Annotated in this window: 24 protein-coding genes, 1 tRNA gene and 2 pseudogenes; 10 read left to right on the top strand and 17 right to left on the bottom strand. The window is 46.9% G+C overall.

Translation table 11 applies throughout. The features are described 5' to 3' along the window. Positions 1-341 precede the first annotated feature (341 nt). The 3 genes from uxaC (at position 342) to D8682_RS12610 (ending at position 3890) form a co-directional block, all read left to right on the top strand. Positions 342-1751 carry a glucuronate isomerase gene (gene uxaC, locus D8682_RS12620; protein WP_121814419.1) on the top strand — a complete coding sequence of 470 codons (1410 nt, stop codon included), beginning with the start codon at positions 342-344 and terminating at the stop codon, positions 1749-1751. Positions 1752-1769: 18 nt separating this feature from the next. After that, a complete protein-coding gene (locus D8682_RS12615) occupies positions 1770-3257 on the top strand; it encodes a UxaA family hydrolase (RefSeq protein WP_064540388.1) in 1488 nt (495 codons plus the stop codon). Positions 3258-3344: 87 nt separating this feature from the next. Further along, the gene (locus D8682_RS12610; protein WP_064540386.1) at positions 3345-3890 is read left to right on the top strand and encodes a YgjV family protein; all 546 of its coding nucleotides are present in this window, start codon (positions 3345-3347) and stop codon (positions 3888-3890) included. 92 nt (positions 3891-3982) lie between these two features. Here D8682_RS12610 and sstT read toward each other — a convergent pair whose 3' ends face one another. From sstT to D8682_RS12585, 5 genes are all read right to left on the bottom strand, one after another. Further along, entirely contained in the window at positions 3983-5227 is a 1245-nt protein-coding gene (gene sstT / locus D8682_RS12605) for a serine/threonine transporter SstT (protein ID WP_064540384.1), read from the bottom strand. A 294-nt stretch (positions 5228-5521) separates the two neighbouring features. After that, complete coding sequence (locus D8682_RS12600; RefSeq protein ID WP_064540382.1) at positions 5522-6490, bottom strand: TerC family protein; 969 nt, start codon at positions 6488-6490, stop codon at positions 5522-5524. Positions 6491-6767: 277 nt separating this feature from the next. Beyond that, on the bottom strand, positions 6768-7766 hold the full coding sequence (locus D8682_RS12595; RefSeq protein WP_121814418.1) for a Gfo/Idh/MocA family protein: 999 nt from the start codon (positions 7764-7766) through the stop codon (positions 6768-6770). Positions 7767-7838: 72 nt separating this feature from the next. Continuing rightward, positions 7839-8417: a bifunctional 2-polyprenyl-6-hydroxyphenol methylase/3-demethylubiquinol 3-O-methyltransferase UbiG gene (locus tag D8682_RS12590; protein ID WP_121814417.1), complete on the bottom strand. Its 579-nt coding sequence runs from the start codon at positions 8415-8417 to the stop codon at positions 7839-7841. Continuing rightward, positions 8417-9433 (bottom strand): HNH endonuclease, encoded by a 1017-nt coding sequence (locus D8682_RS12585; RefSeq protein ID WP_121814416.1) that lies wholly within the window; start codon positions 9431-9433, stop codon positions 8417-8419. Before D8682_RS12585 ends, D8682_RS12590 begins: the two co-directional genes overlap by 1 nt. Positions 9434-9707: 274 nt before the next feature. Between D8682_RS12585 and D8682_RS12580 the strand changes: the two genes are divergently transcribed. The 4 genes and pseudogenes from D8682_RS12580 to D8682_RS12565 form a co-directional block, all read left to right on the top strand. Further along, positions 9708-9792, top strand: a tRNA-Leu gene (locus D8682_RS12580). A gap of 165 nt (positions 9793-9957) precedes the next feature. After that, a pseudogene (locus D8682_RS12575) lies at positions 9958-10893 on the top strand (tyrosine-type recombinase/integrase); the annotation flags it as partial. Positions 10894-10959: 66 nt separating this feature from the next. Continuing rightward, positions 10960-12122 (top strand): IS3 family transposase gene (locus D8682_RS12570; RefSeq protein ID WP_121813398.1). Its coding sequence is split into 2 segments (ribosomal slippage): positions 10960-11221 and positions 11221-12122, totalling 1164 coding nucleotides; the frame shifts between segments, so codons are not numbered across the junction. A gap of 29 nt (positions 12123-12151) precedes the next feature. Beyond that, positions 12152-12478, top strand: a pseudogene (locus tag D8682_RS12565) (tyrosine-type recombinase/integrase); the annotation flags it as partial. 152 nt (positions 12479-12630) lie between these two features. Here D8682_RS12565 and D8682_RS12560 read toward each other — a convergent pair. From D8682_RS12560 to D8682_RS12525, 8 genes are all read right to left on the bottom strand, one after another. Then, positions 12631-13479 (bottom strand): HNH endonuclease, encoded by an 849-nt coding sequence (locus D8682_RS12560; RefSeq protein WP_121814414.1) that lies wholly within the window; start codon positions 13477-13479, stop codon positions 12631-12633. A gap of 106 nt (positions 13480-13585) precedes the next feature. Then, complete coding sequence (locus D8682_RS12555; RefSeq protein ID WP_121814413.1) at positions 13586-15916, bottom strand: primase-like DNA-binding domain-containing protein; 2331 nt, start codon at positions 15914-15916, stop codon at positions 13586-13588. 11 nt (positions 15917-15927) lie between these two features. Next, positions 15928-16251, bottom strand: coding sequence for a DUF5375 family protein (locus D8682_RS12550; protein ID WP_121814412.1), 324 nt, complete (start codon positions 16249-16251; stop codon positions 15928-15930). After that, on the bottom strand, positions 16248-16505 hold the full coding sequence (locus D8682_RS12545; RefSeq protein WP_121814411.1) for a hypothetical protein: 258 nt from the start codon (positions 16503-16505) through the stop codon (positions 16248-16250). Before D8682_RS12545 ends, D8682_RS12550 begins: the two co-directional genes overlap by 4 nt. Before the next feature lie 69 nt (positions 16506-16574). After that, the gene (locus D8682_RS12540; protein ID WP_121814410.1) at positions 16575-17012 is read right to left on the bottom strand and encodes a hypothetical protein; all 438 of its coding nucleotides are present in this window, start codon (positions 17010-17012) and stop codon (positions 16575-16577) included. 3 nt (positions 17013-17015) lie between these two features. Then, the gene (locus D8682_RS12535; RefSeq protein ID WP_238392846.1) at positions 17016-17315 is read right to left on the bottom strand and encodes a Derepression protein; all 300 of its coding nucleotides are present in this window, start codon (positions 17313-17315) and stop codon (positions 17016-17018) included. Further along, a complete protein-coding gene (locus tag D8682_RS12530; RefSeq protein ID WP_121814409.1) occupies positions 17308-17859 on the bottom strand; it encodes a host cell division inhibitor Icd-like protein in 552 nt (183 codons plus the stop codon). Before D8682_RS12530 ends, D8682_RS12535 begins: the two co-directional genes overlap by 8 nt. Beyond that, positions 17856-18122, bottom strand: a complete 267-nt coding sequence (locus D8682_RS12525; RefSeq protein ID WP_121814408.1) for an AlpA family transcriptional regulator — start codon at positions 18120-18122, stop codon at positions 17856-17858. The genes D8682_RS12530 and D8682_RS12525 overlap by 4 nt, the downstream gene beginning before the upstream one ends. Positions 18123-18669: 547 nt before the next feature. Between D8682_RS12525 and D8682_RS12520 the strand changes: the two genes are divergently transcribed. Genes D8682_RS12520 through D8682_RS12510 form a run of 3 tightly spaced genes read left to right on the top strand, consistent with a single transcriptional unit; the run spans position 18670 to position 20309 of the window. After that, positions 18670-19473, top strand: a complete 804-nt coding sequence (locus D8682_RS12520; protein ID WP_202914389.1) for a capsid protein — start codon at positions 18670-18672, stop codon at positions 19471-19473. Positions 19474-19475: 2 nt separating this feature from the next. Beyond that, positions 19476-19715: an ogr/Delta-like zinc finger family protein gene (locus D8682_RS12515; protein WP_121814407.1), complete on the top strand. Its 240-nt coding sequence runs from the start codon at positions 19476-19478 to the stop codon at positions 19713-19715. Positions 19716-19733: 18 nt separating this feature from the next. Continuing rightward, on the top strand, positions 19734-20309 hold the full coding sequence (locus D8682_RS12510) for a phage polarity suppression protein (protein WP_121814406.1): 576 nt from the start codon (positions 19734-19736) through the stop codon (positions 20307-20309). Positions 20310-20614: 305 nt separating this feature from the next. Here D8682_RS12510 and D8682_RS12505 read toward each other — a convergent pair whose 3' ends face one another. The 4 genes from D8682_RS12505 to D8682_RS12490 form a co-directional block, all read right to left on the bottom strand. Then, complete coding sequence (locus tag D8682_RS12505; protein ID WP_121814405.1) at positions 20615-22087, bottom strand: hypothetical protein; 1473 nt, start codon at positions 22085-22087, stop codon at positions 20615-20617. 500 nt (positions 22088-22587) lie between these two features. Beyond that, the gene (locus D8682_RS27350) at positions 22588-23157 is read right to left on the bottom strand and encodes an LlaJI family restriction endonuclease (protein WP_162303067.1); all 570 of its coding nucleotides are present in this window, start codon (positions 23155-23157) and stop codon (positions 22588-22590) included. Continuing rightward, entirely contained in the window at positions 23144-23881 is a 738-nt protein-coding gene (locus tag D8682_RS27345; RefSeq protein WP_121814403.1) for an LlaJI family restriction endonuclease, read from the bottom strand. The genes D8682_RS27350 and D8682_RS27345 overlap by 14 nt, the downstream gene beginning before the upstream one ends. A gap of 10 nt (positions 23882-23891) precedes the next feature. Continuing rightward, positions 23892-25301 carry an McrB family protein gene (locus D8682_RS12490; RefSeq protein WP_121814402.1) on the bottom strand — a complete coding sequence of 470 codons (1410 nt, stop codon included), beginning with the start codon at positions 25299-25301 and terminating at the stop codon, positions 23892-23894. Between the last annotated feature and the right edge of the window lie 101 nt (positions 25302-25402).

The raw sequence follows: 25402 nt of genomic DNA, 5'->3' as shown, positions 1-25402 counted from the left end.
GGCAATTCCGGTTTCCGTACCGCAATGCGCTGTTCGTGATACCAGCGTCTGATGTATTTCCATTACTGATGTATTGCAACGGCAGGAAAGATAACTTGTCATACAGCTTCAAAAGTTGAGTGATATCACAAAAGTGTCGATCTGCTCACTCCAGGGGAGAAGGGGCTTGCAGACCAGAACTGGCGCGGGATACGGGTTCTTTTTAAACACAATATTAACAATAAAAGTGTGGTTTTTGTGACGAATACCACAAAAATCCACTCGGTCTCTGGAAATTGGTGTGATAACTTTATTTGCATTATGCGCAAGCATCGAACTGCTATGAACAGAGGAACCCTACAATGGCCCAGTTTATGACTGAAGATTTTCTCCTGGATACAGAATTTGCCCGCCGCTTGTACCATGAATTTGCAGCCGATCAGCCTATTTTCGACTATCACTGCCACTTACAACCACAGCAGGTTGCTGAAGATTACCGTTTCAAAAACCTGTATGACATCTGGTTAAAAGGTGATCACTACAAGTGGCGTGGCATGCGTGCTAACGGTGTGGAAGAGCGTCTGTGTACTGGCGATGCGACTGACCGCGAGAAGTTCGATGCCTGGGCCGCTACGGTTCCGCACACTATCGGTAACCCGCTGTACCACTGGACCCACCTTGAACTGCGCCGTCCGTTCGGTATCACTGGCAAACTGTTGTCCCCAACCACTGCTGATGAAATCTGGAACGAATGTAACGAGCTGCTGGCCCAGGATAGCTTCTCTGCTCGCGGCATCATGAAGCAGATGAACGTGAAAATGGTCGGCACCACTGATGACCCAATTGACGATTTGCGTTTCCACCGCCAAATCGCGCTTGACGCGTTTGAAACCAAAGTGCTGCCAAGCTGGCGCCCGGACAAAGCGTTCAACATTGAACAAGCTACTTTTGTTGAATACATGGGCAAACTTGCCGAAGTGTCTGATACCGACATCCGCCGTTTCAGCGACCTGCAAGCCGCACTGAGCAAGCGTCTGGATCACTTCGCCGAGCATGGCTGTAAAGTATCTGACCATGCATTAGATGTGGTGCTGTTTGCTGAAGCAGACGAAGCGACTCTGGATGGCATTCTGGCGCGTCGTCTTTCCGGTGCGACGCCAACTGAACACGAAACTGCACAGTTCAAAACTGCGGTTCTGGTTTGGCTGGCAGCTGAATACACCCGCCGCGGCTGGGTTCAGCAGTACCACATCGGTGCGCTGCGTAACAACAACCTGCGCCAGTTCAAACTGCTGGGGCCTGATGTGGGCTTTGACTCCATCAACGACCGCCCAATGGCTGAAGAACTTTCTCGCCTGCTCAGCAAGCAAAACGAAAACAATGAACTGCCAAAAACGATTCTGTATTGCCTGAACCCACGCGATAACGAAGTGTTGGGCACCATGATCGGCAACTTCCAGGGCGAAGGTATGCCAGGAAAAATGCAGTTTGGTTCCGGTTGGTGGTTCAACGACCAGAAAGATGGCATGGAGCGTCAAATGACGCAGCTGGCGCAACTGGGTCTGTTAAGCCGCTTTGTGGGCATGCTGACTGACAGCCGCAGCTTCCTGTCATACACCCGCCACGAATACTTCCGTCGCATCCTCTGCCAGATGATTGGCCGCTGGGTTGAAGCGGGCGAAGCTCCAGCTGATATCAAGCTGTTGGGCCAAATGGTGGAAAACATCTGCTTTAACAACGCCCGAGACTACTTTGGCATTGAACTGAACTAATCAGGCTCTGAGGTTGATATGCAATACATCAAGATCCATACGCAAGATAACGTCGCTGTTGCGTTAGTGGACCTGGCTGAAGGTGAAGTCGTTACCGTCGAAGGGGCAGAGGTGACTCTGCGCCAGCCGGTACTGCGCGGCCACAAATTTGCGCTTGGCACCATCGCGCAAGGTGAGAATGTTGTTAAGTACGGTTTGCCGATTGGCCACGCGTTGGCCACCATTGAAGCCGGTGAGCACATTCACTCACACAATGCGCGTACTAATCTGAGCGACCTGGATGAGTATCGCTATCAACCTGATTTCCAGTCTCTTGCAAGCCAGGCAGCGGACCGTGAAGTCAACGTTTATCGCCGTGAGAACGGCTCAGTCGGTGTGCGTAATGAGTTATGGATTTTGCCCACTGTCGGTTGTGTCAACGGCATTGCACGCCAAATCCAGAACCGTTTCCTGAAGCAGAATAACGACGCCGAAGATATCGACGGCGTGTTCCTGTTCAGCCATCCGTTTGGTTGCTCTCAGTTGGGTGAAGACCACATCAACACCCGCACCATGCTGCAAAATATGGTGCATCATCCGAATGCAGGTGCGGTACTGGTGATTGGCCTCGGTTGTGAAAACAACCAGGTGAGTGCCTTCCGCGAAACGCTGGGCGAATACGATGCGTCGCGCGTGAAGTTTATGGTTTGCCAGCAGCAAGACGACGAAGTAGAAGCCGGGCTTGAGCAACTGCAAGAGCTGTATGAAGTGATGCGTCACGACAAGCGCGAACCAGGTAAAATCAGCGAACTGAAATTCGGCCTTGAATGCGGTGGTTCAGATGGTTTGTCCGGTATTACGGCAAACCCAATGCTGGGCCGTTTCTCCGACTATATGGTGGCGAACGGTGGCACGACTGTGCTGACGGAAGTGCCGGAAATGTTTGGTGCTGAACGCATTCTGATGAGCCATTGCCGCGACGAAGCGACGTTTGAAAAAACCGTCACCATGGTGAACGACTTCAAACAATACTTCATCGAACACAACCAGCCGATCTACGAAAACCCATCACCAGGGAACAAAGCTGGCGGTATCACCACGCTCGAAGAAAAATCCCTCGGCTGCACGCAAAAAGCCGGTGAGAGCGAAGTGGTTGATGTGCTGCGTTATGGCGAGCGCCTGAAAACGCCAGGTCTGAACCTGTTAAGCGCACCAGGTAACGATGCTGTTGCAACCAGCGCACTGGCTGGAGCAGGTTGCCACATGGTGTTGTTCAGCACCGGGCGCGGCACGCCATACGGTGGTTTTGTGCCAACCGTTAAAATCGCAACTAACAGTGAACTGGCGACCAAAAAGCCGCACTGGATTGATTTTGACGCAGGCAAACTGCTGCACGGCAGCGATATGAACACCTTACTGAGCGAGTTTATCGACACCATTGTTGATATTGCCAACGGTAAAAAGACCTGTAATGAACGTAATGATTTCCGCGAATTAGCCATCTTTAAAAGCGGCGTTACGTTGTAAAAAGCCCCTTAGGTGATAACATGAAACGGCATTTTGATTTTCGAAATGCCGTTTTTTTTCGCCTAATTTTACTCACAAGGATTAGTCATGACCGCGTATTGGGTTGCCCAGGGCGTCGGCGTTCTCGCCTTTTTGGTCGGCATTACCACCTTCATCAATCGCGATGAACGGCGTTTCAAACTGCAACTGGCGGCATACAGCGCCATCATCGGCATTCACTTCTTTTTGATGGGCGCAAGCCCGGCAGGCATGAGTGCCGAACTTAACGCGTTCCGCACGGTTATCTCTTTGCGTACGCGTAGCTTGTGGGTAATGGGGATTTTCATTGCACTAACCCTGGGGTTAGGCCTGGCGAAATTTGATCATGCAATGGAATTGCTGCCGATTGCCGGAACTGTTGCCAGTACCTGGGCGTTGTTCCGCTGCAAAGGGTTGACGATACGCTGTGTGATGTGGTGTTCAACGGCTTGCTGGGTGACGCATAACTTCTGGCTGGGATCGATTGGCGGGACATTAATCGAAGGGAGTTTTTTGGTGATGAACGGCCTGAACATCGTTCGTTTCTGGCGTATGCAAAGGCGAGGAATTGATCCGTTTAAGGTCGAAAAAGAAGTGCAGCAACAAGAGGGGTAATCGGACTCTTTTGTAGGTCGGTTAAGCGCAGCGCCACCCGAAAAATCTCAGTTATGTTACTCCCTGCCTCGTAAGACAGGGAGCGTTAAACATTAACCGCGTAACGGGTTTTTATCCGCCAGGCGTGCATCTTCTGCCTGGCAAGCCGCCGCTGTAAACAGCACATCTGTTGAGGAGTTGAGTGCGGTTTCGCAAGAATCCTGCAACACGCCGATGATAAAGCCGACAGCGACTACCTGCATGGCAATCTCATTCGGGATACCAAACATGCCGCAGGCCAGTGGGATCAGCAGCAAAGACCCGCCCGCCACACCAGAAGCCCCGCAAGCACACAGCGAAGCGACCACACTCAGCAGCAGCGCAGTAGGTAAATCTACCGGCACGCCCAGAGTATTCACCGCCGCCAGCGTCAGCACGGTAATAGTGATTGCCGCACCCGCCATATTGATGGTTGCACCCAACGGGATAGAGACAGAATAGGTATCGCGGTCCAGATTCAGCTTCTCGCACAGCGCCATGTTCACGGGAATGTTGGCCGCAGAACTACGGGTAAAGAAGGCGGTAACGCCACTTTCACGCAGGCAAGCAAACACCAGTGGGTACGGGTTGCGACGAATCTTGATGAACACCAGCAGTGGGTTGATGACCAGCGCCACACCGAACATGCAGCCAACCAGTACCAACAGCAGTTGCGCATAGCTCCACAGTGTTTCAAAGCCAGTGGTTGCCAGTGTTGATGCGACCAGGCCAAAAATACCGACTGGGGCAAAGCGAATCACCACTCTAACGATGAACGTCACTGCGTCGGAAACATCGTTAATCAGATTTTTGGTGCTTTCATTGCCGTGGCGCAGAGCAAAGCCCAGACCCACAGCCCACACCAGAATCCCGATGTAGTTGGCGTTCAGCAGCGCATGAATTGGGTTTGCAACCATGCTCATCAGCAGACCGCGCATGACTTCGACAATGCCTGATGGCGGGGTGATGTCAGTTGCCCCAGTCACCAGATGTAGCGTGGAAGGGAACGCGAAACTGATCACCACAGCAGTCAATGCAGCGGTGAAGGTACCCAGAAGATAAAGAACCAGAATCGGACGGATACTGGTTTTCTGACCATGTTTGTGGTTAGCAATGGATGCCATAACCAACATCAGAACCAGTACCGGAGCGACGGCTTTCAACGCTCCAACGAATAATGTACCGAGCAACCCAACGGCAATTGCCGCAGGTTTTGAAATAGCTGCCAGTGCGATACCGAGCACCAGTCCAACCAAAATCTGTTTTACCAGACTGCCCTTTGCCAGGCGATTTAGAATACCTGGGGATTGTGTTGCCATGAATAACCTTCCTGTTTAGTGTGTCGTCCCATCCTGGCCTGCACTCTAAGGTGCTTTTCGACCGGATGTATAGATTGGTGTTTGCCTGGTTGAGTATAAGGAAATGTCTCAGGGTAGTAAGTAGTAAACACTGATTATTTCGGTATAAGCTAGTTTTTATAACTAAATTTTAACAAATGTGTGACATTAGCGGCACTTCGCACAGCTGATATCGTAAAAAGAAAAACCCCGCCAAAGACGGGGTCAGAGAAGTTTTTCGAAGGTCGGATAAACGTAGTGCCATCCGACGAAATATTACTTCGCGAGTCTCTTCTGATCGTTACGGTAGTTAACAATAGCGTTAATGATCAATGTTAACGCCAGAATGCCACCCACCACGCCCAGCGAAATCGCGATTGGGATATGGTAGAAATCGACAATCATCATCTTCACCCCGATAAATATCAGGATAATCGCCAATCCATACTTCAGCATGGTGAAGCGCTCAGCTACGCCCGCCAGCAAGAAGTACATTGCACGCAAACCGAGGATGGCAAACAGGTTTGAAGTCAGCACGATGAACGGGTCGGTCGTTACCGCAAAAATAGCCGGAATACTGTCTACTGCGAAAATCACATCGCTCAATTCAACCAGAATCAGCACCAGCAGCAACGGAGTGGCGAACAGCACCCCATTTTGGCGGGTGAAGAACCTTTCGCCCTCGATCTTATCCGTCATGCGCAGGTGGCCGCGAATCCAGCGTACCAGCGGTTTATCGCCAATACCGCCTTCATCTTCTTTCGACAGCGCCATCTTGAAACCGGTGAACAGCAAGAAGGCTCCGAATACATACAGCAGCCACTCAAACTGAGAAATTAGCCAACTGCCGGCGAAAATCATAATGGTACGCAGCACAATTGCGCCCAGCACGCCATAGACCAGCACGCGGCGCTGCAAGGCTGCAGGCACGGCGAAATAGCTAAACAGCATTAGCCAGACAAACACGTTATCCACGGCGAGTGATTTTTCAATCAGATAACCGGTGAGGAAGGCGAGAGCCTGAGCATCCGCTACTTCACGGCCCGATGTGCCGGTGAGATACCACCAGAATGCCGCATTAAACAGCAGCGAAAGCGTAACCCAAACCAGGGACCATACGGCCGCCTGCTTCATGGTCATGGTGTGTGAGCCTTTACGACCCTGAAGCAGCAGATCGATGGCCAACATGATAACGACCACGACAGCAAAACTGCCCCACAGTAATGGAGTGCCGACACTATTCATAAAAGGGTTTCCTTCAAACAAAACAAAAACGGCCAACGTCGGAAGACGCCAGCCGCTAATGCTTGCAACAGGGATCTCGCCTTCCGGCAAGGTCTCACTTACAACATATATACGTTACATATATATGTTGCCCGGTAACCGGGTGTTTTATTTTTAAACACCGTAATGACGATTAACCGACGAAGAAGTTACTCCCCTTTGCGGGCAGGAAAATATTACTTCCCATACATTTCGTCAACATTTCCCTCTTTGTTTTACACAGCTTTACGCCGATGCATCACGCAGGTGAATGTACTGGGAGATCATCTGCCGGGAATTTCACGCCAGTCTGCGCGCGAATCTCGGTGCTCAGCAACGCGGTGGAGCGTGACGTCACTAAACCAGGATGATTAACTTCATTCTCGGTGACCAAACGAGCAAAAACTTCGGCTTCATAAAGCATAGTATTGATATGCTGTGGGAGCGTCAGATCCTGCGGTTTGCCACCACGAGGGATAAAGGTGATGCGCTGGCATTCAGAGATTTTCTCGATAACCAGCGAACCAGCTTCGCCCTGAATCTCACTTGGGATAGTGGAATCGCTCACTTTGGAGTGCAACAGATTCACGTCAAAATCGCCGTAATTCATCTGCACCGAACCGTGCGCATCGACACCGCTTTCCAGCAGGCTGGCGGTAGCATGAACCGAATACGGCTCGCCCCACAACGCCACTGCTGACGCCAGCGTGTAAAAACCGATATCCATAATCGAGCCGTTGGAAAACGCTGGATTAAAGGTGTTTGGGTTCTCGCCATCGAGATAACGCTGATAGCGCGAGGAATACTGGCAATAGTTGAGCAGCACTTTGCGGATCTTACCCACTTTCGGCAACGCCTGTTGCAGCGCGATAAAGTTCGGCAAGCTGGCGGTTTTGAACGCTTCGAACAACACCACCTGGTTTTCACGCGCGCAGGCAATCGCCGCTTCCACTTCACGCAAATTAGACGCCAGCGGCTTCTCGCAAATCACATGTTTTTTATGGCTGAGAAACAGCAGAGTTTGCGGGGAATGCAGAGAGTTCGGGCTGGCGATATAAACTGCATCAATGGCGTCACTCTTCGCCATCGCATCAAGATCGGTAAACAGATGTTCCACCGGATAGTCACTGGCGAAGGTTTGCGCCTGTTCCAGCGAGCGGGAGTAGACCGCGGTGAGTTTATATTTGCCACTTTCGTGGGCAGCATCGACGAACTGACGGGTGATCCAGTTAGTTCCAATAACAGCGAGGCGTATCATAAACGGGTGCTATCTCCGAAGGGGATTATCTTTGAAAGACTATCATGATGTGTGGGGAAAACCAGTGGTGGGCTAGCGTTTTCTGAGAAGTGCATTCAGCCAAATCTCGTCACGCTCGGGGCGCTTATCCGCCGTCGTCCACATCGTTTCAATATCTATTTCCGAAATGGACTCCAGTAATTTATTGAGACTGGTTTCATTCATATCCGTAAACCGACGCCCATCTTTCTCACGTTCACTTTCGCCATACTTAAACGAGACGTACCAGGTGCCGCCGGATTTCAGCGCATCAGTTAGTTTGTGCATCACAACCGGTAATTCTTGATTGGGAACGTGGAGCAGAGAAGCGCAACACCAGATGCCGTCGTACTTGTTCTTAGCACTGATATCGGCAAACGTCATTTGTTGAACGGACAAACCGCTATGTTGCGTTGCCAACGCCACCATTTCTGAAGAGGCGTCAAACGCATCAACGATATAACCCATTTCATGGAATGCTTTAGCATCACGCCCGGAACCGCAGCCTGCATCCAGCAACGCCGCACCAGGTTGTAAATGACGGGTAAAAGATTCGTACAGCGAAGACATGTCAACATTCACGGTGCCGTCGAAAAAGGTCTGGGCATTGTTTTGGTAATAATTAAGCGTCATCAGAATGTGGCCTCGCCTTCTGCTTTCGGTTCCCACGTGTGGAACAGTCTGTTGTTTTTGACTTTATTCCAGTGGCTTTCAAGAAAATCTATCCGCTGCATGGTCTGCTTTCCCGTCTGTTTCACAATGGTTTCATGCAGTGGCAGTTTGCTTTGAATAAAATACTCATTGCGAGCATGAAGCCGCTGCAACAGTTTACGGCTTGGCAAATGTGAAGATTTACCCTCAACGCCACGGTTGCAGCATTTACACGCCAGCACCAAATTCCACACGCCATTGATATTGTTGACCTCTTCACGCGCAGACCAGGGAATGAAGTGATCAACGTCAGCCAGTTCGGCGTCGCCGGGTATCAGGCTGATGGGTTTAAAACAGTAGAAACAACGGCCTTTCTGGTAACCATTCAAACTGTCCCGGCAACTGGTGATATCTACTCGCCTTTCATTAATACGGCTGAAGAGAAGCTGATTATGTTCATCGAACTCTACCGCAACCAGATTTCGGGAAACGCCCATCGCCCAGGCCTGCTCAACCAGATTCCATCGCGCGTTCGTTTCAAAGGCAAGATTCTGATATTGCTGCCGTTCGCTTAGCTGATAAAAGTTATCGGTAAGCCGAATCCCTTTATGCGTTTTTCGCTCATCAAGGAAAAAGCGTTTCTCGATCTCGCCTTGATTAACGTTATGGAAGGCATCAATCACATTGTTAAACCCGAGCCGCACCGTGGTTTCCGTCAATTTATCCTGCGATATCTCACCATTGTTAAACTGTACACAGGCTTCCAGATACTGACTGCCTCGGGATGTGATTTGCTTTGGAGCATGTAAAAGATGCTCGCAAAGATGGCGGCTAAACGGAACGGCAAGATCTTCAAGCGTGACCAGGTCGCTACCTGATTTGTCCACATCATACAAAGCGTGCGCGAGGGCAAATTTGTAAGATGCGACGTTTCTTCCAAAAAGGATCACACCGCGCCAATAATTCTCAAGCGTGGGGTCAGCCTGATAAAAATCCATTCACGTTTTCCCGGTTACGGTTTGGTGATGCAGAAGGGGAGTTGGGTTACTGAAACCTGTAACGTGATCACATAACAAATGAAAGGTGATGTAAACCGAGGAAGGATAGATTTAGTGAATTTGTGAGCTATACAGGCCGGGAAGAGCGGTAGAAAGGGTAAGGAGTTGAAGGTGCGCTGATTTTTTCAGCACTTAGCACGTAAACGATATAATGGGGCTTGCAAGGTTAAGCACGACAGGTATAATCCCCAACGTTTTCCGCATACCTCTTCGTGCCGAAGTGGCGAAATCGGTAGACGCAGTTGATTCAAAATCAACCGTTGAAAGACGTGCCGGTTCGAGTCCGGCCTTCGGCACCATTTGAATGTTCGAGAACGTCCGTAACAGTCCGTAAGTTACTAAAAATAAAGCCGAAAGGCTTTTTTTTTGGTCCTGATTCGTCCGAGGGCATCCGTTGACATCCAGTACTAATGGGGGTCAGAATGGTGGTCAGCTCGGTTCGATAAAGGATTGACCCCCAATTTATGGCTATCACAGACGTAGCAGCCCGCACAGCAAAGCCCCGCGAAAAAGAATACAAACTCACTGACTCCCACGGCTTATATCTCTTAGTTAAACCAACTGGTTCTAAACGCTGGTATCTGAAGTACCGCTTTGAAGGTAAAGAAAGCCGAGTTGCTTTGGGTGCTTATCCTCTTGTATCCCTCGCAAAAGCGCGTGAAAAACGTGATGAGATACGCCTCTTGTTAGCTGAAGGGATTAGCCCTAATGCAAAAAAAGAAGAGGTGAGAGAGCAGGAGCAAGCAGCGTTAAATACTTTTGAGAAAGTGGCAAAAGACTGGCACTCGAATAATAAGCGTTGGTCTAGCGGTCATGCTGAAAGAGTATGGCGAGATTTAGAGCGCAATATTCTTCCAACTATCGGCGCAAGAAACATTGCAGATTTATCTACACGAGATCTCTTGCTTCCACTGCGTGAAGTAGAAATGAGCGGTCGCCTGGATGTAGCTTCTCGTTTACAGCAACGTATCACCGGTATTATGCGCTACGCCGTACAAAGTGGCCTCATTGACCGAAATCCAGCACAGGATCTCGCTGGGGCTATTACATCAAAAAAAGCGACTCACAGACCTGCTTTACCTCTTGAGAAACTACCTGATTTTCTGCAAAAAATTGAATGCCATAAAGGCCGCTTACTAACGCGTTTGGCTCTTCAACTTTGCCTCAATGTTTTTATCCGTTCCAGCGAGTTACGTTTTGCACGATGGAAGGAGATTGATCTCAAGAAAGCACTTTGGACTATTCCTGGTGAACGAGAGGCCATTGAAGGTGTAAAACATTCCCACCGTGGGTCGAAAATGAGAACGACTCATTTAGTACCCCTATCTCATCAGGCGATAGCATTACTTGAAGAAATCAGGATGTTAAGTGGTCATAGTGATCTAGTCTTCCCCGGCGATCTGATCCTACCCGCGAATAGTGGACACGAGACTAAGTGAGTAAACTCTCAACCAGAGGTGACTCACATGACAAGAACAGTATCAACCAGCAAAAAGCCCCGTAAACAGCATTCCCCTGAATTTCGCAGTGAAGCCCTGAAACTCGCTGAACGCATCGGTGTTGCTGCCGCTGCCCGTGAACTCAGCCTGTATGAATCGCAACTTTATAACTGGCGCAGTAAACAGCAGCAACAGCTCTCATCCTCTGAGCGTGAAAATGAACTCGCTGCTGAAAATGCTCGTCTCAAACGCCAGCTGGCGGAACGGGACGAGGAGCTGGCCATTCTCCAAAAGGCCGCGACATACTTCGCGAAGCGCCTGAAATGAAGTATGTCTTTATTGAAAAACATCAGGCTGAGTTCAGCATCAAAGCCATGTGTCGCGTCCTCCGGGTGGCCCGCAGCGGCTGGTATGCGTGGGCTCAGCGGCGTGCGAGGCTAAACTCACGCCAGCAGTTCCGTCTGAGTTGTGACAGCGCCGTGCACGAGGCTTTTCACCGGGCAAAACAGCGCTACGGCGCACCGCGCCTGACCGATGAACTGCATGCTCAGGGTTACCGCTTCAGCGTGAAAACCGTGGCAGCCAGCCTGCGTCGTCAGGGGCTTCGGGCGAAAGCGTCACGGAAGTTCAGCCCGGTCAGTTACCGCGAGCATGACCTGCCGGTGTCGGAGAACCTGCTGAAGCAGGATTTTTACGCCAGCGGTCCAAACCAGAAATGGTCGGGTGACATCACCTACTTACGTACTGATGAAGGCTGGCTATATCTGGCTGTCGTCATCGATCTGTGGTCACGTGCTGTTATCGGCTGGTCAATGTCATCGCGGATGACGGCACAGCTGGCCTGCGATGCGCTACAGATGGCGTTGTGGCGACGTAAGCACCCGGAAAATGTCATCGTTCACACCGACCGTGGTGGGCAGTACTGCTCAGCGGATTATCAGGCGCTACTGAAGCGGCATAACCTGCGCGGTAGCATGAGTGCAAAGGGTTGTTGTTACGATAATGCCTGTGCAGAAAGCTTCTTCCACTCACTGAAAGTCGAATGTATCCACGGTGAACGCTTTATCAGCCGGGAAATGATGCGGACGACGGTGTTTAATTATATCGAGTGTGATTACAATCGGTGGCGTCGCCACAGTGCCTGTGGCGGACTCAGCCCGGAACAATTTGAAAATCTGAATCTCGCTTAGGGCCGTGTCTGCATTACGTGGGTAGGATCAATCATCATCCAACTAAACCCATGAGTGAAAACACCATCAATAACGCTTTACGTGGGATGGGTTATAACACCAAAACCGAAGTATGTGGACATGGTTTCCGTGCGATGGCGTGTAGTGCGTTAGTTGAGTCAGGACTATGGTCTCGTGATGCGGTAGAAAGGCAAATGAGCCATCAGGAAAGAAACGGTGTTCGCGCTGCATACATTCATAAAGCAGAACATTTGGAAGAACGGAGATTGATGGTGCAATGGTGGGCTGATTATTTAGATGCCAACGCAAACGCGCATATAACACCATTTGAGTTTGCTAAGCGGTATCAGTCATAAATAAACTTTTTTTTAGTATAACTGTTCACTCTGTTCACTACGTATTTTTATTTTTATAAATCAATAAGATAATAGGTGTTTAGTTAGTGAAGAGTGAACACTCTACTCTTCACCTAAACGACAAAGAAGGATTTTAAAGCAAGGGGCGGGGTTTAAATGACGTCTGTTTTGCGTTTGCCTACGAGCACCATTAACTTCTCTATGGTCATGCATTCCGTGGATTGATGTACAACTCTGTGGCAGTTGGCACATAGCAAGATAAGGTCTGATAGTTGAGTCTCTGTTTCGCCAGTTTCAGAAAGTGGGTTGATATGATGGCACTCTATATAATCATATTGAACGCCATAGAAATCGTAAAAAGAGAAATCGCAGACTTGGCAAAAATACTTACCATGCTCAATTAGGTGATTTGCTTTTTTCTTCTGTGCTAGTTTGGCATCCCTGACGACTTCTTTAGCTATTCTGTAGGTGATTTTTCCTTCTAATGATGAAAGTTCTTTAGAGTTGGCATCTAAAGTTAATTCGTCTTTTAGCGAAGAAGCATTATTTTCTAATTCAATTTTTGCTACATCACCCTTGGAATGGAATGAAAGTAACGTTTTTTTAATAAAGTCATCACCATGTTTTTGAATAGTGAAAAGTACATTTTTTTCAGTTGATTCAATTTCGAAGTGGAATCGATACGGGTAGGTATTATCAGGCCAAACTACTTCTGATGATTCATAGAAGCCTTTAGTTATTTTTCCTTTTACTATTTCTTCGACAACACCTTGAAATTTGAAGTGTTCAGCATTTTTTACCCTAGGGAAACCTGGAATAGATTCGGGAAAGAGTTTTTTAGGGCGAGTAATATTATGTACGAAAATTATTTCATCCCCTGAATTTACTTCCTTCAATTCAGAGTGAGATTTCAGGTTTTTAAGTCCCCATATTCCTCCTTTCTTACCAATGACATAGTTAGTCGATGATTTACCGCCAACATATATGATCCATGTGTTCATTTTTTAGCCTATGCAATGTGTCCGACACTATAGGGCATAGATTAAGGTAATTTCGAGATAGTTGTAAGTAGATTGAAAAGACCGGCGGCTGCCGGTCTTGAATTGGTTAATTTATTGTTGGAGTATCACATTTGGGCATCCAGTCGGTATTACTTTCTTTAGCAAGTATCAAATTGGTTTGCATGCCCTGATTTGTTCGTCGTTTTTCATAATTAAGCCCGTACTCTTTCAGCATTACGGGTAGCCCTTTACCAAACATGGTCAGGCTCATCGTATTTTTGTATCCGTTGGCCTCCATATAGACCAGATAGGCGTGATAGAGATAATTGCGCGGCTGTCGTGGAATGATATTTGCGTTACCCATAAACATCCCGTCAGGTTCTGACGTAGCTTCGAGGTAACCGCAAAAGTCGAATGCTGGATCTGAATCACGTTTGATGCTAATTGCTTCATCAGAGTTCTGCTGTGCCTGCAGCAGATTGCGAGCCGTTAACGGCCGGCTGAACTGCTGCATAAGCTGGCGCACAATCACGGCCAGCTCCCGCGAGATTTTATCCCGGAGCTGCGGGTCGCGCTCTTCCGGGGCAATCTGCTCCGGGAAATGCAGAATGACACGACGACGGGAAACACCGCCGCTGCGGTCGGTAAAGCGCATCGGGTTATTGTTCACGGCTAATATTACCGCCGGAATATGCGTCGAGTAGGCGTCGCGGTATTTGGGATCGACTGAAACCGCATCACCTCCTGTGATAGCCTTAAGTCCTGCACCATCACCGCTCCACTTCTCCTGGTCAGGTAAAATAATCAGCGAAAAACCAATGATCGCCGCACGTTCACGTGGGGACTCAAGGACATTAATATCGGCTGAAGTGGTGTTGTCTTTCCCGGCCAGCATCGTCGCAATTTCGGCCATGATGCTTTTCCCGCTTCCCCCTGGCCCCGTCACTTCAAGAAAGAGCTGCCAGTCGTAGCGGTTCGCCAGCACCATAAACAGGGCTGCGAGAATAATGTCGCGCTTCTGTGCGTTCCGTCCTGCGGCACGGTCGAGCCACTGCCAGAAATGCGGCGCATCGCGCTCCAGCGTTTCCCCACTCACCGGCGGGGTGAAATCCACATCACACAGGGTGCGCAGCCAGTGCGTTTTACTGTGCGGGTTGAAAATGCCACTGGTGGTATCGAGCACACCATTACGGAAACCGATTAAACGCCGTGCCGGGGCTTCGTGCTGCGCCAGAATCAGTTTCAGGGTATCGACCACCGCCGAGATTTTCCCGGACGAGAAGCCCGCGCCGATACGCTGAAACAGTGCCGCCACATCGCGGGCAAATTGCGTGGAGGGCAGCACTTTCCAGGCACCGGCTTCATAGCGGGAAATAATCTCCCCGTTCGGGTCAACGGCCAGTGCATGGCCGTAATGCTCAGAAACGCGCATCGCCTTTTCACTGGTACTCATGGCGGTAAATTCGGCCTCGCTCATTTGCTCGAACGGGCTGACCGCCGGTGCTTTTACAGTTTCCTGTAATGCGCTGCGGGTGGCCTCTTCGCCGCGCTGCATAAATGCATCATTCCAGTCACCAAATACCGGCGGCAACGCGACAATGCCCTGACAGGTATTTGCGGCGGCTGCGGCTTTGGTCTGCCCGTCGCCGTTAAGGTCACGGTCGGCAGCAATGATGATTTGCTGTGCCGGGTGCCGTTCCCGGACAAGGCTTGCCAGAGAAAGGAGGTTCACGGACGAAAGCGCCACCAGAACGGTATCGCCGGTGAGTTGGTTTACCGTCAGGCCGGTGGCGTACCCCTCCACTAACCAGAGCCGTTTTGAGGCGGTGTTTTTCCCCTCGATGGTGTGGCAGGTGCCTTTCACCTGGCCGCCTTTGAGCGTGCGTTTGGTGCCGTCAGAATTGATGAGCTGGAGGTTAACCAGTTCCCCCTCCGGGGTGTGCAGCGGCACAAGCACATCACCGGCGCGGTAAGTGATGGTCGCCACTTTATGCGTGGTGGTCAGCACCTGACAGGCTCGCTGTGCTAACCCTTTGCGGGTGAGATAGGCATTGCCGGTAGCGGTGCGGTTGGTCTCAAATAAACGGGTAGCCATTGCCGCCGCGTCCTTCATGGTTTTCTCACTGTCCGGGGCGGTGGCGACTTCATCTGCTGGCACCGGCGGCAGATTGCCGGTCACGCTGTTGACCTGGCTTGCCGCTTCCGCAACCGACACGGCCAGCACTTTTGAAACCAGGCTCAGGCCGTCACCGGCTCCGCATTGGTTGCAGTACCAGGTGCCGCGCCCGTCTTTATCGTCAAAACGGAAACGGTCTTTGCCCTGGCACACCGGACACGGCTGATGACGGTTAAGCACCACATTCACGCCCAGCGCCGGGAGGATGTGCGGCCACTGACCTTTTGCGGCGTTCACGGCTTCGGTAACTTTCATGTTCATTGCTTATTTCCTTACGGCTGCGCCGGTTGCGTTAAGTGGCGGGTGCAAAGTTCGTCCATGACGGCCAGCCCGAGAAACGAGAGCGCCGGTGTTGTCTTGAGTGCGCCGCTTTCGAGTAAATCCTCAAGTAATGCACAGGCAATTTCCCGACCTTTCTCCAGTCCGTGCTGGCGCAGATAAAATCCCTCCAGCTCACCGGCAATGGCATCCTCCACCTCGCCGAGCGTGAGCTGTGGAAAGCGTTTCTGTTGCTGGCAGACAGTGAGCCAGGCACAGGCCACGGTGCGACGGTAGAGCGCTGCGCGCAGAACGGGTGAAAGTGGCATTCTTTTCATTGGTTTTTCTCCGTAGTCATCCAGCTCATGTGGCAGCGTTCGACCACACCGTCGAGCTGCGTGGTCATCAGAAACAGCAGTGAAGCGAGTTGTGTCTGTTGTGCCGGGGGCTGGCTCAGTACGGTGCATTCCTGATGCTCCAGCAAATCACCGGCAAACTGGCCGACACGTAATAAATGTTCAAGGCAACGCAGGTCATCCAGCGTAATGGTGGCGTTAATTCCGGACGGTGTTACCGGCTGGCTGATATTCATGATTCGGTCTCCTGAGGGTGTGCGAAGCCCTGCGCAGGGGCGCACACAAAATGTTTAAAGTGTTTTTAATTACAGATAATGGCGGTAACTGTTATCCGGTTGTAGGCGGGGAATATCACGCCACGAATACACCACCGGTTTGTTTTTAATTACCGGTCTGTTCTCTTCCGGATAAATATCAATATTTTGCTCACGCCAGATTTGTAATACCGGGTCATTCGTTATTATTTTCAGCACGGTATAACGGTTCTCAGGGTTTCGCTTAAACACGTCAGGACGAATACAGGTAAATTCCCGCAGAAAGCGCCCGAGCGGTATCTCGATGATCTGACCATCTGACTCAATACGAATAAGGATGGTGTAAGGCTTGCGGAACGGATTCCAGACCATATCCGGGCAGCGGTAAGGCAAATCCCAAGGAATGCCATCGGCCAGAATCCCCACCACCGTCACAGCGGCATAAATATCCGTGCGGTATTTTTCACGCGGCTGAGGAAAATCAAACATGGTTTATTCCCCGCCGTGTAATTCAGACAGACCACCCTGCGACAGAAATTCCTGACACAGCCCTTTCGCTTTTAATTCCTCCAGCACAAAACTGATGTCTTCATGCAGATAGCTGAATATCTGCGGAATATAGAGCTGGTGTAAGCCGTTCATTTCCCGGCGCTGTAAATCACCGCCGACAAACTGCGATACGGCACTGGCGCGGTTGAGTTTGTGATACGCCTCGATACTCAGATGAGCAATGACGGGTTTTTCGTTACCACGACAGGCAGAGACATTTTTAATGGGGGTTGCGTTATGCATGCGCCACCTCCGCAACGGGCAGACGGGCGGCAAAGGAAAGAATGTAATCACGGACAAGGGAAAGGCGGGCTGTGTGCTCGTCACCGGCGACGGTACGAAGCATGGAAACGCGGCTGGTGCGTTCGGTACGACGAACGGCGGCAAAAACAAAGACAAATTGTGGGTGAGTCGGGGCGAGGGTCGAAGCCATAAGGGCAACCTCCAATAAGTAGCGGTTAATGCCACCAACGGAGTTCTCACACTCTGGTGGTGACCCGAACGGGGGTGAGAAACCGGCCTTATTGGAAACCGGCCAGCCCGAAGGCTGCCCCGCCCGGATCACCATTATTTGAGCGAGACTACGGTGTAAACACCACAGCCCGAAAAACAGGTGTGCCTGAGCAACGACGTAAAAAAACACGCATGGCGCGTGTTGTGTCGCCAATAAGTAACACGGGTTCTCACGCCCGGCTGTCGATTTTGCGACAGCGGAAAAACTATAACCGCAAACCAGGAAGGGATGCAAGCCAGGGAAAGGGGCTTTTTGAAAACCAGGCTGATTCATGCGTCACATCCCCGGTTACGTTCTGCGATACGTTCTGACATCCACACGGTGACTTCTGACTGAAGCCAGGCGACATTTTTGCCGCCGAGGGAGACTTGCGCCGGGAACGCATTACGGGCGATCAAATCGTAGAGCGTGGAGCGGGACAATCCGCACTGGTGAATGACTTCCGGGAGGCGTAAAAAACGCTCCTGAGTCGGGGCAGAAACAGGCGGCAGATGCGCGGTTGGCGCGGAAGATGGTGCGGAAAAAGCGGTGTGCATAAAGCTACCTCATAACAGTCCATAGAGATCCGGTCGTGTCCGTCCGGCTTCGGGTAGCTCTCTATTTTGTGAATATTTTCCCTCAATGCAACAAGGTGAATATGTATGAGGCACAGAACAAGGAGTCTGTTTTTTAAGCGAAATTACTTTTTTAGGTACTGTAGGCAACAGGAAGCAACTGGAAGAGCAATAACTTAGAATTGTAATTATTATCAGCAATTAATAAAAGAAAATTGATAGTTTAAAACATCCAATAAAAGCACAAAGTGATTTTGGTCGGGTGAACAGTGGTGAACAGATGGTGAACAGTCAGACCTCGATTGTTCACCCTCTAATATACTGTATTACTTATCTTTTTTTAAAGGTGAACAGAGTGAATAGTTATTAGTAAAAAAATAATAAAAGAGGGGGGTATGTTCCTGCGACCTTTCCTCTGGCAAGCCGGTTTTCAGGTCTTCTTGTGTCATATCTGGTACATCCGGAGTGGCTCACTGATGTTGTGTCGTCACAGGCAGAATGACGTCAGGTTGAAAAAACGGAGAACTCAATGATGAAAACTGACTCACTCAACACGGTAATAAAAGTCACCAGTATCGCGCAGGATGGAAAAGCGCAGAACGGTGTCAAAAGTGCACTGAATACGCTGAACGGACAGGAAAGCCAGGTTCTCACCGCCGCACTGACCCGCGACCTGAAATCATTCGGCAATGCGAAATCCCGACATACCGCAAACATGCTTGAGCTTAATGAGATTGGCACCGCCATCAGCCGCAGCGAGAAGGAGCGACAGGTCGCGCTGGAAGAAAGTGAGGAAGCAGAGCACAGCTGGCGCAGCCGCTTTCGTGCCCTCAAAGGTGCCATTACACCGGAAATGAAAAACGAGCACAGCCAGCGGATTGCTAACCGCGAGCTGGCGGAGGAGTTCACTGCGCTGATTGGCGAGCTGGAAACAGATAAAACCCGCGCCATGCTCAGTGCCTGTACATCAGGCAAAGCCTATATCGAGGCACACCGTACCGCTTTTAGCACTTACGCAAATAATGAATGGAATGCGGCAATTAAAGACCTGAGTCCAGCCCTGATCCGTGCATTCTGCCTGCGCCTGCGTGAGCTGGAAATTCAGGGGAATGAGGCACCGAAAAGAACGCTAGTACAGGAGCTGGGCGACCGCATTCTCAGCCAGAGCCAGCTCCACAGTTTCAGCATGGAAAATGAACCCGTGCTTTCTCAGCTTGGCCTGTACCGTCCTGCGCTGACCGGCGTCGATATGAATCTTTACGACAGCCCCGCTAAACGAATGATAATTGCCAGAGAGCTGGCAGAGAAAGCAGCCAAAAAACAGGAGGGGTGATCATGATGCACTGCCCGTTTTGTAGAAACTCGGCGCATTCACGCACAAGCCGTTATCTGTCCGACAGCGTTAAACATCGCTATTACCAGTGCCAGAATGTGCTTTGTTCAGCAACGTTCCGCTCGATGGAGTCCGTTGAGTCGATTATCCGCCAGCCGGTAGCCGCTGATGAACCGGCTGATGAATTTATCCAGGGGGAAATGGATAAAGCACCGAAACAGCGACCGTCAGCGACACAATGACCAGCCGGGGATGAATCCATGAGCGACACACCATTACAGCAGGCCTTTACCGTATGCCAGGCGAATAAAACCGCCTGGCAGAATAAAAAAGATGAACTGAAAACTGCCGAAACGGCGCTGGATGAACAGCTTGCACCGGGACATCCCCGGAACGCGGAGCGGATTACTTATCTGAGTGAATATATCGAGGTTAAACAGTGGGAAATCACCTGTGCGGCGGGGCGTTATATTCGCTCGCATGAAGCGGTACAGCACACCAGTATTTGTCATTCACTCGGTGCATTTATGAAGCAAAATGGGGCAGCACTGGTCAGTACGCTGGCACCGGAATTAATGGGGATTAATCAGCTTCCGTCGGCAATCCGCGAGCTGGCCATACGGCGAGCGACGCATTACATCGGGGAAGCCCTGCGGGATTATCTGGTGACTGGCCCGGAAATTCATTACACAGCGGAAAACAGCGACATTTTGACAGCCATCGGATTCAGGCCTGATAAGGCTTCGCGGGCAGATAATCAGCAGAAATATACACCGGCACAAAACCATGTTTACGCACATCGGCAGGCAGAACTGAGCCAGCTACCACCCGCATAAAATCGACCTGAAAACCCCGCCATTTAATTCAATTAAACCATGCATTACGGTGCATGGTTTTGCATGTAAAACCCCGTATTTTTCACACCTCATCACCCCAGAGCTGGCACGGCTCCGGTGTGGTCATGCACCTGCATTAAAACCCACCCATGAAGCGCGCAGGCGTGGCGGGGATAGCATTGCGCGCAGATAGAGTAGAGCATTTAATTTATATACTAGAGAGTAAATCACTTTCGTTTTAAAATGTGTAAGCGTTGCCTGCTGCTCTAACATAAGGAGCAAGCAGCGCTTATTAGGGAGTGATATTATCCTGCTTTTGAAGCAGAGAGTTTATTTGGCCTTGCATCTATAAGTACAAGGTTTTTACCTTCTTTCAATTTAAGCTCTTTAAGTATCTTATATACAGAGTTTAATTCAGTGTCGGTGAAGTAAAGAATCACCTTAATTGAATTGTGAGTCTCATTAGCTTTTTCGTAAATCTCAACTTGATTAGCTAAATTTCTCTTTAGTTGAGAGTTACTAGCTAATTTGAACTCAATAAGGGTTTTATCTTTATTTCCACGAGATATCTTATAATCAACAGGACCTCTACCGTTATTGACCTCACTGTTAACATCAGAAGGAGTCGCAAACCATGTTAATCTAAATAGCAGTTGTAAGTCTGCCTCCCGTTTTATTGGTGATCCTTTGAGGTAAAATATCTTATACCCGTCATTGTTTTCGATGACTTGTTTCAAGTAATTGACGCGTTTGAAACTTTCATCGAGAGTATTGAATTTAGAACGGTAAAAATCAGATTCTGTATTGATTTTTTCCGCCAATTCTTGGACGAGTTCAATAAATATATCCTCGATTTCTGAAACTTTTAAGTCACTTTGCTTATGTGCTTCAGAACTATGGTCTTCTTTATACTTGATAAAATAATCAATAAACTCAGGATGTTTTTTTATTGCAAATCTTGCTGCATCTTCATAGTCTTTCTTTTTCGGTTTATCAGGAATCATCCTGGCAAAGTAATCGCCAAGTTGCTCCCTTAACTGGTCATTTGGAATGGATGAGCAAATGAAGCTGAAATCTTCAATCATTTCGTTTTGGTTAATCCAAGCCTCATCTTTTGTAAGTATATCTCTAGGTGTTAGTAAAACATATTCACCATAGTAGGCTGGAAGCGTAAACTCTCTTGCTGCCCAGGTCTGTGTTATATAATTAAATTCAACTTTTTCGACCATAAACTTTGACAGGAAAGACTTATCAATATTTTTTATTGAAAATTCCTGTGTGTACTCGAGAAGGTATTTCTTTATTAAGTTGGATGTGAAATCACTGATGCTGTCTTTTCCAACTTTATCTTTTATAAGGCATAACTTCTCAAGGTGGCTTCCACGAGTTAAGGTTTCATTTCCAAAGTTTTTGAAAGTAGTGCTAAAGTTTTCAATAAGTGCCTTAGCAAACTCAGGGCCTAATCCTCTACCTCCGTTGCCAACTAGACTAAAACCAAACCAGTTTTGTTTCACTTCTGGGAATAAAAACCAACTTTTTATAAGCCCAGGAGTTAATCTTCCTTCATCTGACATTCTTTTTAGAAACGATACATAATTGATTATTTCAGTATGAAGAGCTTTATATTTATCATTCTCACTATTAAACAAAAGAAAAGGATCAATGAACAATGGTAGATCATTAATTAATGAAATATTAAAAGCGCCATAATCGGTAATACTGTCAGGACTGACGTTATAAAAATCGGAGAAATAAATCCTTAGCTTGGGTTTTGACATGCTCTAATCCTTTGTAAAGAATGACGTGTAGCTTTTCATCAGCTTAAGCAAGGAATGCCTAGTAAGTCTATGAGGAACATCATGAAACAAGAAGTAGATTTGTACATGGCATTATTTGCTCATTTGTATGAGTAATTGATGGTTTATAGGACTTTGATAGTTTCAATGCAAATAATATCAAAAATTATAATTTCATTTGTTTTTATTTTATGAGCAAAATAACTGAATTACCGTGATGAATTTTGTGTTTGGGGTCAATTTGGTGGTCTTTAACGATGTTTAAAAAAATTTATTCCTTTTATTTCATTTGGATAGTTGTTTTTTTCTAGTCCGGCCTTCGCACCATCTGATATGCAAATCAAGTCGCTCACGAGCGGCTTTTTTTGCGTCTGAAAACTATCAGTCAAATTTTGGAGTACCAATATTCTTTAGGCTGATCTAGGCTCAGATGGTAAAAAAGTACATATCGCTATCATTGTTAATGATAGCGATATGTATTATTAAGTACTGTTATCAATAACTGATATTATTTTTTGTGTAAGGCTTTTATCTTTTTTATCTTGAGAGTAATAATTGAGTAATTCTAAAGGGTCTTGATAGAAGCAAATGATCGGGGGGTATTGCTTATCCAGACAGTCGATAGAAGAATATATCTTTTTAGTACTTTTAGTTGCCATGTGAATCGATTGAATACTTCCTGTCTGTCCTGGAAAAACAAAAACATTATCTATTTTACTTATGCTTAGCTCCGCTATTTTTAGAGACTTCGCATAGAAAAACTGCTTGACAATATCGTAAAGACTTGGCGAATTATTAATGTTAGAAGCACCATAATATTTCGCATCAATGATTATGATTCTATCTTTATATTGAATTGCAATATCTGTTTTTTGGCCCTTCTGTGCTGCAAAAATATATTCATCAGAAATTTTATAAAGAGGGGCCGTAAGCCTATGATTAATATCTATTGTTAAAGTAAGACTCTTTTCCAGCATTCTCTCCCACATTCCATGAAATTCACGGATGCCGATAATTAAATCTGAATGTCCATTTTTGCTAACATCTAAAATATAGTTCTAAAGATTTTAATAAAAAAATATCTCGATCAGAATAAGTAAGAAGTATTTCATGTTCTATTGATTTTATTTTATTAATAGAGTCCATATGTGAGATAGGTATGTGGTTCAAAGAATTTTCATAATGTTCATTACTTGCAAAAGTAAGCCATCCAAAATTTTTGCTAATTTGGCGTATAATTTCCGCATGAATTTTTGAAATTTCATTAGTTGTGTCAACAACACTTCGTGTTCCTATATGATCTAGAAAGTTCAGAGTGTTTTCATCAATAGTTGATTCACATTTTTTAATTGTCCTATTCCAGTCTACTTTGCCTGAGTTTTTTACTATTCTGCGGTTTCTTCTTTTGTATAAACCATTCGTGTTATAATCCTCTAGTAATGTAATTAATAAATTTAAGCTTTTTTCACCTGTAATATGCTCATTCTCATCTGCACCAGTGAGAATATTTCTGGATGATTGAAAATATTTGTGGATTGATAATAATAGGTTTCTGGCTATTTCATGCTTCAGTGACACATTTGATTTTATGATACTGCTAATATTACTGTTTCTAGGTAGGAAAATGTATATACCAGTATGTAGATAAATTAAACCAACAAAGTGAATTTTTTTTTGCTCGGGTAAAATAAATCCTTTTAATCTCAGATAAGAAACCAGTTCTTGCGGAACTTTATTAACTAATGCTCTATCACAGAAAAAATTAAAATCAGACATATTCCAAGACTCATTTAGATAGTGATATTGACATTAATTTCTCTTCAATATTCTCATTGAATATAGGTTTCCTTTCTATAAAAGCATTATAAATATCACCAAAAGTATTAAACTCTTCAGTGCTGAAAATGTAATGTTTTTTCCCATGTCGCAAAACATCATCCCATAAATATACTAACACTTTACTTACGAGAGTAGATCTAGCTAACTCAGGTGAATTTAATTCCGAGCTTGAAACAAAACGTTGTCCTAATAATCTATCCTCTGGTATTTTTAATAACTTTAACTCTTCATTTATAACCTGGGCTAGATCTTTCCAGCTAACATTTATAGTTTGAATTGAATTATTTTCATGTGAAATATCAATGGGTATTGTTCCATCTGTAGAGTTACTATAATCAATTAATAAGTATTCAAAATGCCATCGTCTTTTGAAAGCTGTATCCATAGGCATTACTGCTTGATCACTACTATTCATTGTAGCCAATATACTTAAATTATGTGGTATTATCAATTTTTCAATTTTATTAGGAATGTTACTATTAATATAATCAAGCATGTCAGGATCAATAACATCTATTTCATATTTGCTTCTTCCTGTGTCATCTCTATCTAGCAGTTGGAATATTTCACCAAAAACAGCTGGAGCTGAAGCTCTGTTTATTTCTTCGATGACTAGATACACATGTTCCCCACTACCCATTAAATTTATGGCTTCTATCAATGCTCTTGTAAATGGACCTGCTCTAAATTCATAGGTAACATGATTGATATCATTTTCATCTTTATAGCATGTTGGTTTAAGGCATCCTACAAAATCAGAATACTGCATATCAGGATAAAATATAGTTCTGATGCATTTGGAACTTCCTATAATTTCATTTACTTTGTAGCTTTTACCTGTTCCCGGTGCACCATAAATAATTTTGTTTATAGCAGTAATGTTATTTGATATTTCGTTTTTATTCTTCAACAGATTTAGAATGTATTCCTCATTATTCGGAGTTTGATTTTTTAAATACTCAATAGCTGTATCAAGTTCATCTTTGTCTAAAGATATATTTTTCTCGTTATAAACATTGCCATTACATATGGTGATTACTTTATTTAAAAGAGCAAATAAAGGTAATGTTTGAACTGTTGAAAGTGCATTTACAACATTATCTGTGACATAATTCGAAAGCAAATCTCTCCATTCACCTTCTATATAGAAAGTATGGTTTTCGAACGCATTTATATTTTTACGAATATCTTCGAAGATGGATAATAATTGAGGTAGTGTTACTGAAAAATATTTTATACCACGTCTTCCAGTATTAGAAAATTTAAAGCTAGGCGCTATTGGGCTGTAAGAAATAGACATTCCACTTGATAGTTTTGAACAATCATTTATCAATTCATCGATAGTTTTTGTATACATAAAATTTCCATTGCATGTGATTTTATACAGCGTTATGATCGCCGGGACGAAAACCGGATAACTTAGATGCCATGTGTACTAATCGAGCGAATTATATCAAA

This window comes from Buttiauxella sp. 3AFRM03 (genome assembly GCF_003675305.1).
In the GTDB taxonomy this organism is placed as follows: Bacteria; Pseudomonadota; Gammaproteobacteria; order Enterobacterales; family Enterobacteriaceae; genus Buttiauxella; species Buttiauxella ferragutiae.
This window is presented reverse-complemented; position numbering and strand designations above follow the sequence as displayed.

Coding starts and splice junctions, on each gene's coding strand:
- uxaC (WP_121814419.1), top strand. CDS start 342: ATGGCCCAGTTTATGACTGAAGATTTTCTCCTGGATACAGAATTTGCC.
- D8682_RS12615 (WP_064540388.1), top strand. CDS start 1,770: ATGCAATACATCAAGATCCATACGCAAGATAACGTCGCTGTTGCGTTA.
- D8682_RS12610 (WP_064540386.1), top strand. CDS start 3,345: ATGACCGCGTATTGGGTTGCCCAGGGCGTCGGCGTTCTCGCCTTTTTG.
- sstT (WP_064540384.1), bottom strand. CDS start 5,227: ATGGCAACACAATCCCCAGGTATTCTAAATCGCCTGGCAAAGGGCAGT.
- D8682_RS12600 (WP_064540382.1), bottom strand. CDS start 6,490: ATGAATAGTGTCGGCACTCCATTACTGTGGGGCAGTTTTGCTGTCGTG.
- D8682_RS12595 (WP_121814418.1), bottom strand. CDS start 7,766: ATGATACGCCTCGCTGTTATTGGAACTAACTGGATCACCCGTCAGTTC.
- D8682_RS12590 (WP_121814417.1), bottom strand. CDS start 8,417: ATGACGCTTAATTATTACCAAAACAATGCCCAGACCTTTTTCGACGGC.
- D8682_RS12585 (WP_121814416.1), bottom strand. CDS start 9,433: ATGGATTTTTATCAGGCTGACCCCACGCTTGAGAATTATTGGCGCGGT.
- D8682_RS12560 (WP_121814414.1), bottom strand. CDS start 13,479: ATGAACACATGGATCATATATGTTGGCGGTAAATCATCGACTAACTAT.
- D8682_RS12555 (WP_121814413.1), bottom strand. CDS start 15,916: ATGAACATGAAAGTTACCGAAGCCGTGAACGCCGCAAAAGGTCAGTGG.
- D8682_RS12550 (WP_121814412.1), bottom strand. CDS start 16,251: ATGAAAAGAATGCCACTTTCACCCGTTCTGCGCGCAGCGCTCTACCGT.
- D8682_RS12545 (WP_121814411.1), bottom strand. CDS start 16,505: ATGAATATCAGCCAGCCGGTAACACCGTCCGGAATTAACGCCACCATT.
- D8682_RS12540 (WP_121814410.1), bottom strand. CDS start 17,012: ATGTTTGATTTTCCTCAGCCGCGTGAAAAATACCGCACGGATATTTAT.
- D8682_RS12535 (WP_238392846.1), bottom strand. CDS start 17,315: ATGCATAACGCAACCCCCATTAAAAATGTCTCTGCCTGTCGTGGTAAC.
- D8682_RS12530 (WP_121814409.1), bottom strand. CDS start 17,859: ATGAATCAGCCTGGTTTTCAAAAAGCCCCTTTCCCTGGCTTGCATCCC.
- D8682_RS12525 (WP_121814408.1), bottom strand. CDS start 18,122: ATGCACACCGCTTTTTCCGCACCATCTTCCGCGCCAACCGCGCATCTG.
- D8682_RS12520 (WP_202914389.1), top strand. CDS start 18,670: ATGATGAAAACTGACTCACTCAACACGGTAATAAAAGTCACCAGTATC.
- D8682_RS12515 (WP_121814407.1), top strand. CDS start 19,476: ATGATGCACTGCCCGTTTTGTAGAAACTCGGCGCATTCACGCACAAGC.
- D8682_RS12510 (WP_121814406.1), top strand. CDS start 19,734: ATGAGCGACACACCATTACAGCAGGCCTTTACCGTATGCCAGGCGAAT.
- D8682_RS12505 (WP_121814405.1), bottom strand. CDS start 22,087: ATGTCAAAACCCAAGCTAAGGATTTATTTCTCCGATTTTTATAACGTC.
- D8682_RS27345 (WP_121814403.1), bottom strand. CDS start 23,881: ATGTCTGATTTTAATTTTTTCTGTGATAGAGCATTAGTTAATAAAGTT.
- D8682_RS12490 (WP_121814402.1), bottom strand. CDS start 25,301: ATGTATACAAAAACTATCGATGAATTGATAAATGATTGTTCAAAACTA.